The sequence below is a fragment of the Niallia sp. 01092 genome, assembly GCF_052318935.1.
GTDB lineage: Bacteria > Bacillota > Bacilli > Bacillales > Cytobacillaceae > Niallia.
Genome location: NZ_JBQRKO010000020.1, coordinates 50107 through 65199 on the forward strand (window position 1 = coordinate 50107; position 15093 = coordinate 65199).

Here is a 15093-nt window from a genome sequence, read left to right on the forward strand (position 1 = left end):
ATACCTCCATCATATATAAAACTTTCATTTACTTTTCCGTCGCAGCGTAATATGGAAATAAGACTTTACAAGTAGCTTTATTTCCCTTTAACACAAAAAAAGCGTGGACGACTTATCCACGCTTTTTATTTCAAAATTATAGCTGACGAAGTTCGTGCATAATTTCAGTTTTTGATTTTGTTTTTTCGTCAATTTCTTTAACAACACGAGCTGGTGCTCCTGCTACTAATGTATTTGCAGGTACATCTTCCAGTACAATCGCTCCAGCAGCTACAACGGATCCTTTACCAATTGTAACACCTTCTACTACCACTGCGTTTGCTCCAATTAGTACATCGTCTTCTACGATTACAGGTTTTGCAGATGGCGGTTCAATTACTCCCGCTAAAACAGCTCCTGCTCCAACATGACAGTTCTTACCTACAGTAGCTCTTCCACCAAGTACCGCTCCCATATCAATCATAGAACCTTCTCCAATTACAGCGCCGATATTAATAACTGCACCCATCATGATAACAGCATTGTTGCCGATTTCTACTTGATCGCGAATGAATGCACCTGGCTCAATACGAGCATTGATATTTTTCAAATCTAAAAGTGGAATTGCCGAATTTCTACGGTCGTTTTCTACAACAAAATCGGTAATTTTCCCTTTGTTTGCTTCGAATGCTGCGTTGATTTCTGTCCATTCGCCAAAAACAACTCCTGCATCTCCGCTAATAAAAGCTTGTACATTCTCGCCAAAATTTACATCAGCTAAATCACCTTTTACATAAACTTTTACAGGTGTTGATTTTTTACTATTTTGAATAAATGAAATAATTTCATTTGCATCCATCATTTTCATTGCTTCTACCTCCATTATGTATAAATCATACTCGAAATTACTTTACCAAACAAAAGAAGTGAAAACAAGCAAAAAATCACTGTCTCTTATTTAATAGGCAAACTTTTTTCCAATAATCATGGAAAATGGGGCAATTCACTTTAATCATTTTCCTTATTTTAGGTTGTAACCGTTATGGAATGGACAATCTATTAAATATTCTTTGACAATTTCTATAAATGCTTGTACTTGTTTCAATTGAAAAGATGCTTCATATCCCATAAGCCATGTTTCCCTTTTTATTGGCTCATTTTTTTCGTTAAACAATGGAATTTTTAATACATTTTGTTCTGCATCTTTTAATGCAATGGAAGGTAGAATACTATAACCTATACCGTTAAAACATAATTGTTTACATGTTTCAATCTGATCTACCACAATTGTTTTCTTTGGTGGTATTTGAAACTGCCTGTGCCACCATAAATCAATTTCTTCATAATAATTTGAATCACTTTTAAACTGTATAAATGGTCTATCCGTTTGCAGTAATTGATCTAAGCTTGAGATTTCCGTATCAACAAGATACAAAGGATCATCAAATAAATGCATTTTAGTACCTTTCCAGTCAGAATATCCACGAACAATGCCAAGATGGATATTATCTTTGTAAATCGATTTTAATATCTCACTGCTCCATCCTGTAACAAGAGATACTTTTGCTTGAGGATATTTAGCGACAAACCGTTTTAAAACAGCAGGAAGCCAATTTTGTCCAACAATGCTTGCTACGGCAATTTTTAACGTTCCATGTACTTCCTCTTCCAAAGCAAAGATTTCTTCACGCACTCTTTCTTCTTTGTTTATCGTTTCTGCTGCAAATTTTGTAACTATTTCTCCTGCAGCTGTTAACGAAAGGCCTTTTTGCGAGCGGATAAACAATTGAGCCCCCCATTCTTTTTCAATTGTTTGAAGACGTTGGGATAATGCAGGCTGTGATACAAAAAGTCTTTCTGCAGCTTTTCTCATATTCATTTCTTGTGCTAATACAGTTAGCAACTGTAGTTCAGACATAGTAGACATCTTTTTCCTCTTTACTGTTTTCTTATTAGTAGAGCTCAATTCTAAAAGTCACTTCTTGTACATTTTATAATATGATCCATGCTAAAAAACGCTCTTTTCAAATAGGTTGTTGTTATTTAATCCGCAGCCTGAATACACTTCGCTTTCCGCGGGCGAGTGCCGAGCCTCCTCGTCGCTTTGCTCCTGTGGGGTCTCGTCTTTCTCGCTTTTCCCGCAGGAGTCTACGTGTATTCAGGCTGCTCAGTGCTTCAGACATGTTTATTATGTTATTAAAAAAAACAAACTTTTAGAAAAAAGCCTTAAGAATCTTTTTATACCTTTGCTATGATTCTCTTTTTACCCTTTACTTGTTTGAATATTTCTGACTGTATAATTACAACTTGGGCATTGGTAAATAATATTTTGATTAGATTGAGCTGTTAATACATGCTCCAACGTTTCTTTTTTTAAACATTGGGGACAGATTACATTAGGAATCATTTCATTCACCTCATTTGTTAGCATAAGTCATTTTTCAAAAATATATGCTACTAAAAGTGTGTATTCTTTACAGAAAAAATAAGGCTTGTTTTCGTATAAAATGTTGCTTTTAAACGTGCAGCTTGAATACACTTCGTCCGTTTAGCGAGCGTCGAGCCTCCTGAGCCGCATATGCTCCTGTGGGGTCTCGTCTTTCTCGCATTCCCACAGGAGTCTACGTGTATTCAGGCTGCTGAGTATCTCTTCTCCCATTTTTCCGCGTAAAAAACAACTAACTTTGAGAAAACAATAAAAAGGAGCTATAGCAGCTCCAAAGTTAAGTTTTATTGAATTAAATCAAAGATTTCAATCGTAATCATATCAACATTATCAAATTGATATCTTTTCGGTTTTTCTTTATCCTGATACACTTCTAACTCAAACGTTTCGGTTTTAGGATGAAATGTAACTTGACATTTCCTTTCACCATTCACTTCAAAAAATCGTTGGGTTGGTTCTCCCCCTGTTGATTGTTCTTGTAAATTTTTTAATCTTGTTAATATGCCTTGAAGTTGTGACATGCTCTCTCTCCTTTCAAACAAACCTATATATTACCAATAGGTTTCACTATTAGCACGTTTCTATACACTTTCCAATTAAATTTGAAGGTATTTCTACTTATGTGTAAATGCCAATAATAACAGAATAAAAGATTGTACGTGGTTTGTCCAAGTAAAAGTGAAAAATTTGCTAATCTTTTTTTAAAAGGCAAGAAAGTAAAAAAATTTTTTCAACTTTGACGAGTGTCGCTTTAGGGCACTGACAGGCAGACGCCTTACGCTTTTCTTATTATATATGTACTGTGAGTGAATATTCAAAACGTTTATTAATTGAAATTAAGCACATGAATGAGTATGATGAAACTATACTCAGCAATTGGAGGATTACTATTTTGAAAAAAATCACTATCTATACTCAACCAGATTGCCCGCCTTGTGAATTTGCAAAATTATTTTTACAAGATAAGGGTTTTCCATATGAATTAAAAGATATTCAAAAAGATGCTAATGCTAAAAAAGAACTAATAAACAAATATCAATCATACACTACGCCTACATTTGTAATAGAAGGTAAAGTTATTACTGGTTTTGACTTGGAACAGCTTCAACAAGCATTAGGTTTTACTAATTAACAAAGGCTGTTTTCTAAAAGTTTGTTGTTTTTTACATAAGACATTTGGAAAAGCGTTTCTTAGCAGCCTGCATACACGTAGACTCCTGTGGGAATGCGAGAAAGACGAGACCCCGCAGGAGCGTATGCGACGAGGAGGCTCGACGCTCGCTAAACGGACGAAGTGTATGCAGGCTGCGCGTTTAAAAGCAACACTCTATACGAAAACAGCCTAACAAAAAAACACCTCCTGTAACCCCCCCCTTAAAAAGGAATAATTTAACAGAAAGTATTTTCCTCTCATTTAATTTAATAATACATCCATTTTATCTAAAAAATTGTATGATAAATCAATGAATAAATAATCATGACTATTCAACGGAAAAGAATATGTTCTAACCGTTTCACCTGTTTCTATATCACTGTATAAGTCCGAAAGAATCCCTCTTTTTTCATTCCTCATTCGAATAATATTTTCTAGGAAATAAGGACGCCAGCTCCAGTTTTTATGTTTATAATCTGATTGTAGTATCCAGTCTGAATCTTCCTTGAATATATTGGAAGATTTTTGAAAACCATCTTCATCACAAACATACATTCTAAAGGCAATATCAGATAAATCATTTGATAAAAATTTAAGTAGTTCTTCGTAAGAGTTATGCTTCCGATATTTCCCTATTAATTCTTGGATTTGCACTTGAAATGTTTCTGAAAATTGAAAAATGCCAGTTAATTTCTTTTTTTCATAAGAAATAAATTCATGAATTTCATCTCTTAATGTTGTTTTTCGAAAATGTCGATCTACAAACTTTTCCTCTGGATAATGTAAATAATACCCTTGATAAAATCTGCCTCCATTTTTCCAGGCAAACTGCAGTTGATACACCATCTCAATGTTTTCAAACAATAATGTTGCGCCAATCTTACGAGCAAGCATGGAGAGTGAATATAAAACATTTTGATAAGTATGGGAAGTAGACGTGGAGCGGAGTGCTAATAAATCGATTTTTAAAATATCTGGAGCTAAATCTCCAATTCGATCCAAGTAACTGCTGTCACTCCCCATTTTATCAATGGCAACTTTAATTCCATATGTTCGATAATAAATGAGTAGATGATCCAAGTGATCAGATTGTCCTTTATAGTTTCTTTCTGAAATTTCTAAAACGATTCTATTTAATGAGATTCCTCTTTCCTCAAAAGATAACAGCATTTGCAGAAACGCTTCCCCATCATCTTGCATAAGCAAATCAGCATCCCTATTTATAAAAAGCAATACATCTTTATCAAGATCTACTGCTTTTTCCAAAGCTTTTGTCAGAACAACATGATCAACTTCTTGTTTATATTCTTCTGGTATTCCTTCATCCATAAAAAAGGGCCCTAAACTTTCTATAGCCCCTTTTGTTTTATACCGTCCTAATATTTCATAACCAATCACCTTGTGTTCATCTGCACTGAATATCGCTTGAAAATAAGGGATGACATTATCTAAATCTGTCAAAATATCCAAAGCATCCATATTTTGAAAGCCTCCCTCTAAATAATGATTTATTATAACATAAAAAAACTCATATTTATGTGATATTGATGTATTATATGCAATATTTATTCCATTTTCTGAATACCTTTTTAGGCTGCCGAAGATCGCTAATTTTCTGTTGTTTACATTTTCACAGATATCATTCCTACCTTGCTAAATTTGCTCCTTACAAGCCTGCTCAAGTTGATATTAAGTGTTTTCTAAACGACTAAACACTCACTTTCTTCGTTCTTCCTCCTTCTCTACCACATATACATGGAAATAATGTCTTATCATAAAAGATTGATATTCGTTAACATTAATAGTGGGAGTCGGCATTTGAAAGAAGGAAATAAATGCATCAGTTTAAGATAATCATTTTCTCCCTTTCATTACTTCCATTACACATACCATCATCACTAATGCAGACTTTTGATTTGCACAGCATTTCTAATAAAATGCATACGATCCAAAAGCAAGCATTAATGACCGGAAATCAAACAATTATATTAGATGTACCACTAGTTAAACAAAATCCTGAATTAAAGTATGGATGTGAAGTGACTAGTTTAACGATGGTTCTAAATTATGCAGGATTAAAAGTAACGAAAATGGATTTATTTAATCAAATCAGATTAGACAAAGATCCCTTAGTAAAAAAACGAGGAAATATTTTGAAATGGGGAGATCCTTCTGTCGGATTTGTTGGGGATATGACTGGAAAAAAAGCTGGCTATGCGGTTTTCGATAAACCAATGGAGGAATTAGTAAATCATTATCTACCTAATCAAGCCCTTAATTTAACAAATCAAGACTTTTCTGTCCTCGAAAATCATGTAAGAAAAGGTTTCCCTATAGTAGTCTGGACAACGGGCGACTATCGACTTCCCGATAGATGGGAGGAATGGGAACATAATGGACATATCATTAAAACACCTTTAGATTTACATGCAGTTGTATTAGTAGGCTTTAATAAAGAGTATGTTTTTTTAAACGACCCTTTATTAGGAAAAAAGAATGTAAAAGTCAACAAAAAACGCTTTATTCAATCCTGGATTGCGTTAAAATCAAGGGCTATCACTTACCAATAGCTTCATGATCGAGTGGGGAAGTCCTTCCCCACTGATGCTATCGAAAACAGCTCCTTTTTTTCTTGATTTGGTATCTCTTCTTCTTAAACAAGTAGATGGAACGTCTTCTATTGAAACTCCATCCCTTCACTTTTTACCGTTCCTTATAAATACAACTAAATGAAGCAAAGAATGGATAACAAAACATATAAGAGTATACTTAATTTATCTTTATGTACTTTTACAAAAATAATACATACCCTATAAAAAAAACTGAATGATTTCTTTATTTGAAAGTGGTTTTGAAAAATAAAAACCTTGAGCTTTATGACAATTTGCACGAATTAAAAAGTCAGCCTGTTCTTTTTTTTCTACTCCTTCGGCAATTACTTCCATGCCTAAATTTTGCCCTAAATGAATAATAGTTGTTGTAATAGCAGCATCTTTAGCATTTATCAGCACATCTTTTACAAACGATTGATCTATTTTTAAAACATCAATTGGAAATTGTTTAATATAACTTAATGATGAATAACCTGTTCCAAAATCATCAACCGAAATAATAACGCCCAATTCTTTTAGTTTTCGCAATACAGGGATTGCTTCCATCGTATTTTGCATGGCACCTTCTGTTATTTCAATTTCTAGTGCAGATGGATCAATACCGTATCTACAAATTGCCTCTTTAATTATTTCGATTAAATTCGGCTGTTGAAATTGCTTTGGTGAAAAATTAATCGCGATACGAAAATCTTTTTTATAAAATAATTTCCACTCTCGAATTTGTTTGCACGCTGTATCGATAACCCAATTACCTATTGGCACAATTAATCCAGTGTCCTCCGCTAACGGAATAAATTCACCTGGTGAAATAAAGCCAAGATTTGGGCTATTCCATCTTAAAAGAGCTTCAAAACTGTTGCATGTATTATCTGTTAAGTTTATTTGTGGTTGATAAAATAACTCTAATTCTTTATTTTGAATTGCTTTTCTTAAATTTGTTTCGAGTGAAACAATATTTGTATTTTTTAATGTACTGTTCATTTCTGCACAATAAAACTCATAATGCGCTTTTCCCCGTTCTTTCACACGAAAAAGTGCTTCGTCTGCTGTTTTAATTAATGTTTCTTCACTGTTTCCATCAATAGGATACATACTGATGCCGATACTTGGCGTAATATAATATTCTTGGGAACTAAGGTAAAAGGAAGTTGCAAACCTCGAGAGAATACTTTGAGCAAATCTGCGTGTATGCTCTCTTGTTGTATTTGCAAGCAGAATATTAAACTCATCGCCACCCTGTCTGTACACATGACAATTACTATTATGAAATTCTAATAACCTTTCTGCCACTTTTATTAATATTTGATCGCCCACAATGTGGCCAAATGTATCATTAATATATTTAAATCTGTCTAAATCAATGGTTAATAAGGCAAATTGTATTTCAGATCCCTTTAATTTTTCTATTTCTAGATTTATATCTGCTAATAAGGCTCTACGATTATAAAGACCTGTTAATTGATCATGAAATGCTAAATAATGAATTTTTTCAGCTGTTTTTGTTTTTTCAGACATATCTCTCATAATGATGTACATCCCTTGCATTACTTGATGTACGAGAATAGGAACGATTTTTATATGAACAGGTAAATGTCGATCATTTTCACTTTTTAATGATGCATTTAATGACTGTGAAGCATTCGTTAATTTACATTTATTTAGCAGGTTTTTAAAAACAGGTTGATGGTTTCCTCCAATTATTTCAAAGATGGAGTTAGGTTTCTCTTCTTTACAAGCTGCTTGTAGTAGCGTCTCACCTGCAGGATTAATTTCTTGTATTTCACCGTGTAAGTTTACAGAAATTATCGCATCCAAATTAGTATCTACTAGAGAACGAAATTGCTGTTCACTTTCGATCAATTGTTTCTTTTCTTTTAAAGATTTTGTTACATCTTTTGTAATTGCTACAATATATTTTACATTGCCCAAATCATCAAAAATAGGTGTTAAAACCGATTCACTATTCCATCTGCTGCCATCGTCCATTTTCTTTTGGCTAGTAAATAAACGAGTTTTTTTCGTAAAAAAGACACTAGCATACTCACCTTGTAAAAACTGATACATATCCTTTGTAAGTACGTCTTTAAATGTTTTACCAATAAGTTCTTTAGGTAATGCACATTTATTATGACATGCTTCATTAACAAAAAGATAACGAAAAATAGGTCCTTCTTCTACTTTCATAATAAAAACCATATCCTTCATATGACTATTTATTATTTCAAAACTAATTTCTTTCAGATTATCGTTCTCGTTATCATTCTTACTCAGCTTATTTAATTGCTTATTGTCTATATTCATTTTAATCATCCTTATATTTGATGCTAATTTCTCTAGTATGTATGATTCCTATCTACTTATAGCTATTGAAGATCCCTTATCATCTCGATACGAAACAGAAATACTTACTATTCTATAATACCTCAGCAATTACTGTAATTTATACAATAAATTTACAATGGAATTCTTCCTTATCACGTCTAATTAATGTAAAAATCTCCTTTACTGGTTCTTCCATCTCCCAAAAGGCAGCTTGGATTTTGTGGATCACAAAACATTCCCCCTAAATGGACTTTTTACGGAATAAATTACTTCTTCCATTTCCTTTCTGCCGTAAAAATAGTATAATAGCTTGTATTCTACATACAATTGAAAGGAGTATAAAGGTAATGAATAGGTATCATCACTACCCATCCCATTTAAATCCAACTATTGAAAACCTCTCTCAAGCAATTTTTGTTGTAAATCGCCATGCGAAAACAGCAACTGATCCAAGATTTTTATATAAATTAAAACATAATAGTCTGAAAAAACTAATAGAAGAAGGAAAAGCTAAAAAAATCGGTCTTCATTTTTCCAATAATCCAAAAAACAGTCAACAGCAATCAGATATATTAATTGAATGCGGTAAGTATTTATTCCATTTACCTCCCACAAAAAAAGATTTTGAAGAATTACCCCATTTAGGTTCATTAAGCAATGATGTCCGAAATCCTAAATCAACTCTTTCCTTAAATCAAGCGAAAAAACTCCTAATCCATTACACTGGATTAAAAGAACCTGATCAGCATAATGACTTAAGAAAAAAGAAATATGTAAAACCCGTTTTCAAAAGGCTTGGAGAAAGTTATTAACAGCCTACAGCCAAAGCGGCATAATGCCGCAAGGGTCGGATCCACAATGATAGTATATTTTTCGCATCAAATATACTATCTATAGTGCGAAATCAGACCCTAGTAAATTGGTTTCTATAAGCTAACTTCGGGGAATTAATTGAGGATCCTCTTTACCTGTTTAATAAATCCCACCTGCGATCCTCTAAAAAATGCCGATCGTCCCCCTAAAAAGGAAGAGATAAATTATAAGATATGTTCATCAACTATTAGTATTAACTCCGCTATCTCTGGCTTGCTCACTTGTCCATCAGCGCCAACCATTTGACCTTTATGTCTTAAATCTTCTGTTATTAAAGAAGAGAAAATAATAATTGGCAAATGTGCTAATTCCGGATTTTCCTTTACTCTTTTTGTGAAATGATGTCCATCCATTTGCGGCATTTCAATATCAGTAATAATTAACTGCACCTTATCTTCTATCTTGATGCCTGAGTTTATTATCCCTTGTAAAAAGTTTAGCGCTTCAAGACCATTCTCAAAAAATTCTATTTGTTGAAACCCAGCTTCCGTTAACGTGTCCAATAATAGTTTTCGTAATAACGGCGAATCTTCAACAACAATTAATTGTTTATTGCTCCGTTCTCTTTTTCCTAATTTCTTTACTTGTTGTACATTGATGCCTGAGCTAGGATTAATGTCTACCACGATTTTCTCAAAGTCCAATAATAAAATCATGTTTCCGTTTTGTTTTATGACACCAATAATTTGGCTGTCAGATCCTTGATACATATCTGAAGGTTTTTCAATATCTTCCCACGAAATACGATGAATTTGTGTAACATTATGTACATGAAAAATTATTTTCGTTTTATTAAACTCTGAAACGATAAATTTATCTTTTTCCGGTGTGTCAGACGGAGTAAAACCAAGTGCATTAGCTAAATTTACAACTGGCAGTACTTCCCCTCTTAATTCCATGATCCCTTCTACATTCGGGTGAGAATGAGGAATTTGAATAATAGGGACTGGATTAATAATTTCCTTTACTTTAATCACATTAATACCAAATTTATTGTTTCCAATCGAAAATTCAACGATTTCTAATTCATTTGTGCCACTTTCTAATAAAATTCCTTTATCGTTATTCATATTCTTTCCCCTTCTTCCATTAAGTACAAGAATTGAGATCTTTTGCCGCATGTAAACATAACCTATCTACTTAAAAATAACCTTATATTCTAAATAAGTTTTACAAATACATGAACAGAAAAATTTTCTACTGAATATTCTAATCTTTTTATCGACCATTCTTTTGTAAACTAAAGAGATTCGATTTATTTTTATAAAAAAAAGCAGGATTTCCTGCTTTTTGAACAAATTATTCCACATCTCTATAATGTTGGGATATTAATAGTGAAAGTATGAATTAAACTTCTCTACTAAAGGTTTTCTATTTATATGTAACAATTAGATGCTCTTAAACTACCTTTTTCTCTTGAATAGAAGCGTGAATAAACAGCCCTATTACGGTTAAAATTAGTAACGATCCAAGAGCCATTCTGCTTGCTACATTACCTAGATCCGCGAATAATAACGTGATGCTTCCGTATAAAAGCGGACCGATAATAGAAGAAACCTTTCCAGAAAAAGCAAACAATCCAAAAAACTGCCCTCTTTTATCTTCAGGCGTTATCTCCACAATATAGCTTCTTGTCGTTACCCACATACTGCCTAATGCAACGCCAAACATACTGCCTGCAATCCAAAATATAAGCTCATTCCACGCAATAGTTGCCATAAGCAGGGCAATAACTAATAAAACTCCTACATATTTAATGGCTTGGTAGGAACCTTTTGCTTTTGCTATAAGTCCAAATACAAAGGAACCAATAATACTTGATATGGTAGATACTAAATAAAGGATGATAAATTTCCCCGTACTAAAACCAACTATTGCTTTGGCATAAATAGCCATCATAGCAATTGTCGTTGCTAATGCATCATTTAGAAAAAAATAAGCTAGCATAAAAATAAAAATTTTACGATACGATTTTAATTGTTTAAACGTATCATATATTTCTTTATATCCCGAAAAAAAAGATTGTTTTTTTACATTTTCTTTTGGTGTATCTTTCATAAATACGAATAATGGCAAGGAAAAAAACGCAAATAAAACAGCAGTAGGTATAAAAGCTTGCTGAAACGCGCCGTTCTCTATAAATAAATAAACTGTTAATCCGATAAGAGTCCCAATATATCCTACCGCAACACCAAATCCTGAAATGACTGGCAATTGCTCCTTTGTTCCTAAATCTGAAATCATATTATCATAAAACACCAGACTTGACTGATAAAAAAACTTTGCTAAAACAAATAAAATAATCACGAATAATAATGACATTGGGATAGAAACGATCGTTTTTGGCAATGTCATTTGTGCAAATACCCCCATGGCAAATGTACAAAGTATCGTTAATATAGTAAAAACTACGATATATTTCTTTTTCCTTCCCGTGCGATCCATTATGACACCGAATAACGGGGAAAATAGTACTAATAAAAAGCTTGCAATAGCATTTGCATAGGAAATAAACGTACTGGCAATTTGACTTTGCACCTCATTTGATCCAACTACTTCTTGTAAATACATCGGGAAAAAGATCGTATTGATATTAGACGAAAAGATTGTATTTGCCGCATCATAAATTGCCCATGATAAAACGGGTAAAGAAAAATACAAAGCTAAACCTTCATTTTTTCGTAGATGATTCTTTTTAGTACGTTCCATTCAGCAGCTCCCTTCAAGCTGATTGATACCAATTATTTCGACTTCACTACAATAGTTCCTGCAATCAAATCATGAAGCGCCTGTTTCTTTTCTGTAAATGCAGCCATTATATACCCGATATAAAATATACCCGATAGAAAGCCCAATACTAAATACCTTGCAAGACTTCTCCAAAAGGAAATTTTATCTCCATTCAGCGTCATTACTTTTAATCCTAATAGCTTTTTCCCGATTGTTGCTTGCCATTTAGATGATTGTAAAATAACATAATACAATGAACTAATCAGAATACAAACAACCGCAGTACCAAAAGCAGCACCAAGAAAAGGTCCTATAAAAGCCATCAATTCTTCCTCTGTTGGTTCTTGTTCAAACATTACCGGATTACTTAATAATGCTTCTTCAGAAGATCCTAAAAATAAAGCAAATAAAAAATTGGATAAAATAAGCAGTGGTATTGCTAAAATAATCGAATCAATAACACTTGCTCCAAATCGAATCCAAAACCCTGCATAATTTTTCTCTTCTAGTTGTGTTTCTTGTTTCATATTTATATCCATTTTATTCCCTCCCATTGTAAATAATAAATGGAAATCATTAATCAAACAACCTTTTTTTGTAGTAAAGGGGACGGAGCCAATGTCATCAATCTAACCTTCAAAATACAGGAAAATAAGTAACTAAATAGGAAGTAAGGGTTTCCGTTCTGTTCTCCGAGGCTTACCGCTCGCTTTCCACGGGGCGAGCGCCGAGCCTCCTCGTCGCTTTGCTCCTGTGGGGTCTCGTCTTTCTCGCTAATCCCGTAGGAGTCGAGCGGACACCTCTCCAAACAAATGGGATATTTCTTTTAAATAAAGGGTATCCCATAAATAGGATCATAAAAAAGGCAATAGAATGCCCGGGCGGATGAAATGTAATTTTTTTCACCCTCCCTTGGCACCCTATTGTCATGAATAAAAACTTTAGAAAGCGGACTTTTGGATCAATCCATTTCTATTAGCTCGTAATCCTTTTACACGTTTAAAGCTCCTGCCTGGTCTTATAGGAATTCGATTCCTTTGAATTTCATTGAGTATTTTTTTATACAGCTTATTACGCCTTCTGACGCTTTTTTCTAACAATAATTGAATGAAATTATCTTTTAGCTTTCCTATTAAAAGTCGTTGATTTGGCGGTATATTCATATTTCAATTCCTTTCCATTCTGTTCTTTGGCAATTATTTCATCGGCTTCTTGTTTTACAAGTGCGGCCATGTTTGCGAGAAACATGGTCGCATAAAAATCCTGTTCAATAGATAAAACCGTATCGCCAGTGAATTTTTGGATATGAAATAGTGCTGATAAAATCCAACTTATTTTTTCCTTGTCGTGTAAAATAGGTTGGTTTTGAACGAGATTCACACATAAAAATAAAATCATGCAGCACGTTTTTGGTTACTTCTACTGCCTCTAAAAACTTACTTTTCACCATAAAAAATCACCACACGTCATTGATATACCAAAAAAGGTATCCAAATCGATTATTGTGGTGATTTTGAAAAGTCAAGTATTTTTATGCTTGAATTCTAACTATTCCATGACATTTTTAAAGTTTGAAATTTATGGAATCTTAAGTTGATGACATTGGGGACGGAGCTGCGACTCTACCTTAAAGAGACTGGCTGCTTTGTATGTTGGTTTTTATTCGTATGCAGGAAGGAGTAGCTTCGCTTGCGCCGCCTTAACTCCTCTATTTTTATTTCTCTTTCTTCATGCATTTGATATGATTAACTAATAGATTTATATTAGGAGGCTACTATGGAACATTTGCTAAATAAACGAGTTACAAATATTGAAATATCAGGAATTAGAAAATTTTCTAATTTAGTTGCTGGCAATACAGAGGTCCTTTCTTTAACCATTGGACAACCAGATTTCCCAACACCAAATCATATTAAAGAAGCAGCTAAATCTGCTATTGATAACAACCTCACTACGTATACACATAACGCAGGAGATATTAATGTCCGCAAAGCAGCAGTTCAGTTTGTCGAAAAAAAATATAATCTTCATTATGCTCCTGAATCCGAAGTAATTGTAACTACAGGTGCCAGTGAAGCAATTGATATTGCATTTCGAACAATCCTAGAAAGTGGTGTAGAAGTAATTCTTCCCGGACCAGTTTATCCAGGGTATGAACCAATCATCAAATTATGCGGAGCAAAACCTGTTTACGTCGATATACGGGAAAATGACTTTCGTTTTACAGCAGAATTAATAAAAGATTACATCACCGACCAAACGAGATGTATTGTTTTACCATATCCCTCTAATCCAACTGGGGTAAGTTTAACGAAAGAAGAGCTGCAAGATATTGCAAATTTATTAGCAGATAAAGATATTTTTATTTTAGCTGATGAAATATACAGTGAACTAGTATATGATCAAAACCATATTTCGATTGCAAGTATGCTTCGTGATAAAACCATTGTAATTAATGGTCTTTCCAAATCTCATAGTATGACTGGCTGGAGAATTGGTTTGCTATTCGCCCCTGAAGCTATATGCAAAGAAATATTAAAAGTACATCAATATAATGTAACATGCGCTTCCTCTATTTCACAGATGGCAGCATTACAAGCACTGACGGTTGGGATAAATGATGCTGTACCAATGAAGGAAGAATATAAAAATAGAAGAAATTATTTATTTAACCGCCTGAAAAACATGGGCCTTCATGTTATTATGCCAGATGGGGCCTTTTATTTTCTTATTAAGGTTCCCTTTGCTGATATGAATTCATTTGAGTTTTGTTTGGATTTAGTGGATAAAGCGAAGATAGCAACAGTTCCAGGGAGTGCATTCTCTTCTCTAGGGGAAGGATTCTTTCGAATATCATTTGCCTACTCAATGGAAACATTAGAAGAAGCATGCAACAGATTAGAGAACTATTTACGCAGTATAAATAAATAATTTTAGTTAATAAAAAGGGAGTGGATAGTAAAGCTTGTTATTATTCA

Annotated in this window: 13 protein-coding genes; 4 read left to right on the forward strand and 9 right to left on the reverse strand. The window is 33.4% G+C overall.

What is annotated here, in order from left to right; translation table 11 throughout:
* Positions 1-136: 136 nt before the first annotated feature.
* From dapD to ACTXGU_RS17455, 3 genes are all read right to left on the reverse strand, one after another.
* A complete protein-coding gene (gene dapD / locus ACTXGU_RS17445) occupies positions 137-847 on the reverse strand; it encodes a 2,3,4,5-tetrahydropyridine-2,6-dicarboxylate N-acetyltransferase (protein WP_443482808.1) in 711 nt (236 codons plus the stop codon).
* A 153-nt stretch (positions 848-1000) separates the two neighbouring features.
* Positions 1001-1906, reverse strand: coding sequence for a LysR family transcriptional regulator (locus tag ACTXGU_RS17450; RefSeq protein WP_443482809.1), 906 nt, complete (start codon positions 1904-1906; stop codon positions 1001-1003).
* 803 nt (positions 1907-2709) lie between these two features.
* Positions 2710-2946 (reverse strand): YkuJ family protein, encoded by a 237-nt coding sequence (locus ACTXGU_RS17455; protein WP_443482810.1) that lies wholly within the window; start codon positions 2944-2946, stop codon positions 2710-2712.
* 371 nt (positions 2947-3317) lie between these two features.
* On the opposite strand from ACTXGU_RS17455, the gene ACTXGU_RS17460 reads away from it, so the two are divergent.
* Positions 3318-3557 (forward strand): glutaredoxin family protein, encoded by a 240-nt coding sequence (locus ACTXGU_RS17460; RefSeq protein WP_443482811.1) that lies wholly within the window; start codon positions 3318-3320, stop codon positions 3555-3557.
* A gap of 282 nt (positions 3558-3839) precedes the next feature.
* On the opposite strand, the gene ACTXGU_RS17465 is transcribed toward ACTXGU_RS17460, so the two are convergent.
* Positions 3840-5057: an EAL-associated domain-containing protein gene (locus tag ACTXGU_RS17465; protein WP_443482812.1), complete on the reverse strand. Its 1218-nt coding sequence runs from the start codon at positions 5055-5057 to the stop codon at positions 3840-3842.
* Positions 5058-5413: 356 nt separating this feature from the next.
* On the opposite strand from ACTXGU_RS17465, the gene ACTXGU_RS17470 reads away from it, so the two are divergent.
* Positions 5414-6148 carry a C39 family peptidase gene (locus ACTXGU_RS17470; protein ID WP_443482813.1) on the forward strand — a complete coding sequence of 245 codons (735 nt, stop codon included), beginning with the start codon at positions 5414-5416 and terminating at the stop codon, positions 6146-6148.
* 240 nt (positions 6149-6388) lie between these two features.
* Here ACTXGU_RS17470 and ACTXGU_RS17475 read toward each other — a convergent pair whose 3' ends face one another.
* Positions 6389-8491, reverse strand: a complete 2103-nt coding sequence (locus tag ACTXGU_RS17475; RefSeq protein WP_443482814.1) for a sensor domain-containing protein — start codon at positions 8489-8491, stop codon at positions 6389-6391.
* 368 nt (positions 8492-8859) lie between these two features.
* Between ACTXGU_RS17475 and ACTXGU_RS17480 the strand changes: the two genes are divergently transcribed.
* Entirely contained in the window at positions 8860-9324 is a 465-nt protein-coding gene (locus tag ACTXGU_RS17480; protein ID WP_443482815.1) for a YkyB family protein, read from the forward strand.
* A 225-nt stretch (positions 9325-9549) separates the two neighbouring features.
* Here ACTXGU_RS17480 and ACTXGU_RS17485 read toward each other — a convergent pair whose 3' ends face one another.
* The 4 genes from ACTXGU_RS17485 to ACTXGU_RS17500 form a co-directional block, all read right to left on the reverse strand.
* A complete protein-coding gene (locus ACTXGU_RS17485; protein WP_443482816.1) occupies positions 9550-10455 on the reverse strand; it encodes a chemotaxis protein in 906 nt (301 codons plus the stop codon).
* Positions 10456-10783: 328 nt separating this feature from the next.
* Positions 10784-12094 (reverse strand): MFS transporter, encoded by a 1311-nt coding sequence (locus tag ACTXGU_RS17490; RefSeq protein WP_443482817.1) that lies wholly within the window; start codon positions 12092-12094, stop codon positions 10784-10786.
* Between the two features lie 32 nt (positions 12095-12126).
* Positions 12127-12654 carry an RDD family protein gene (locus ACTXGU_RS17495; RefSeq protein WP_443482818.1) on the reverse strand — a complete coding sequence of 176 codons (528 nt, stop codon included), beginning with the start codon at positions 12652-12654 and terminating at the stop codon, positions 12127-12129.
* Between the two features lie 574 nt (positions 12655-13228).
* Entirely contained in the window at positions 13229-13513 is a 285-nt protein-coding gene (locus ACTXGU_RS17500) for a hypothetical protein (protein WP_443482819.1), read from the reverse strand.
* A gap of 378 nt (positions 13514-13891) precedes the next feature.
* On the opposite strand from ACTXGU_RS17500, the gene ACTXGU_RS17505 reads away from it, so the two are divergent.
* Positions 13892-15046 (forward strand): aminotransferase A, encoded by a 1155-nt coding sequence (locus tag ACTXGU_RS17505; protein WP_443482820.1) that lies wholly within the window; start codon positions 13892-13894, stop codon positions 15044-15046.
* Positions 15047-15093: the final 47 nt, after the last annotated feature.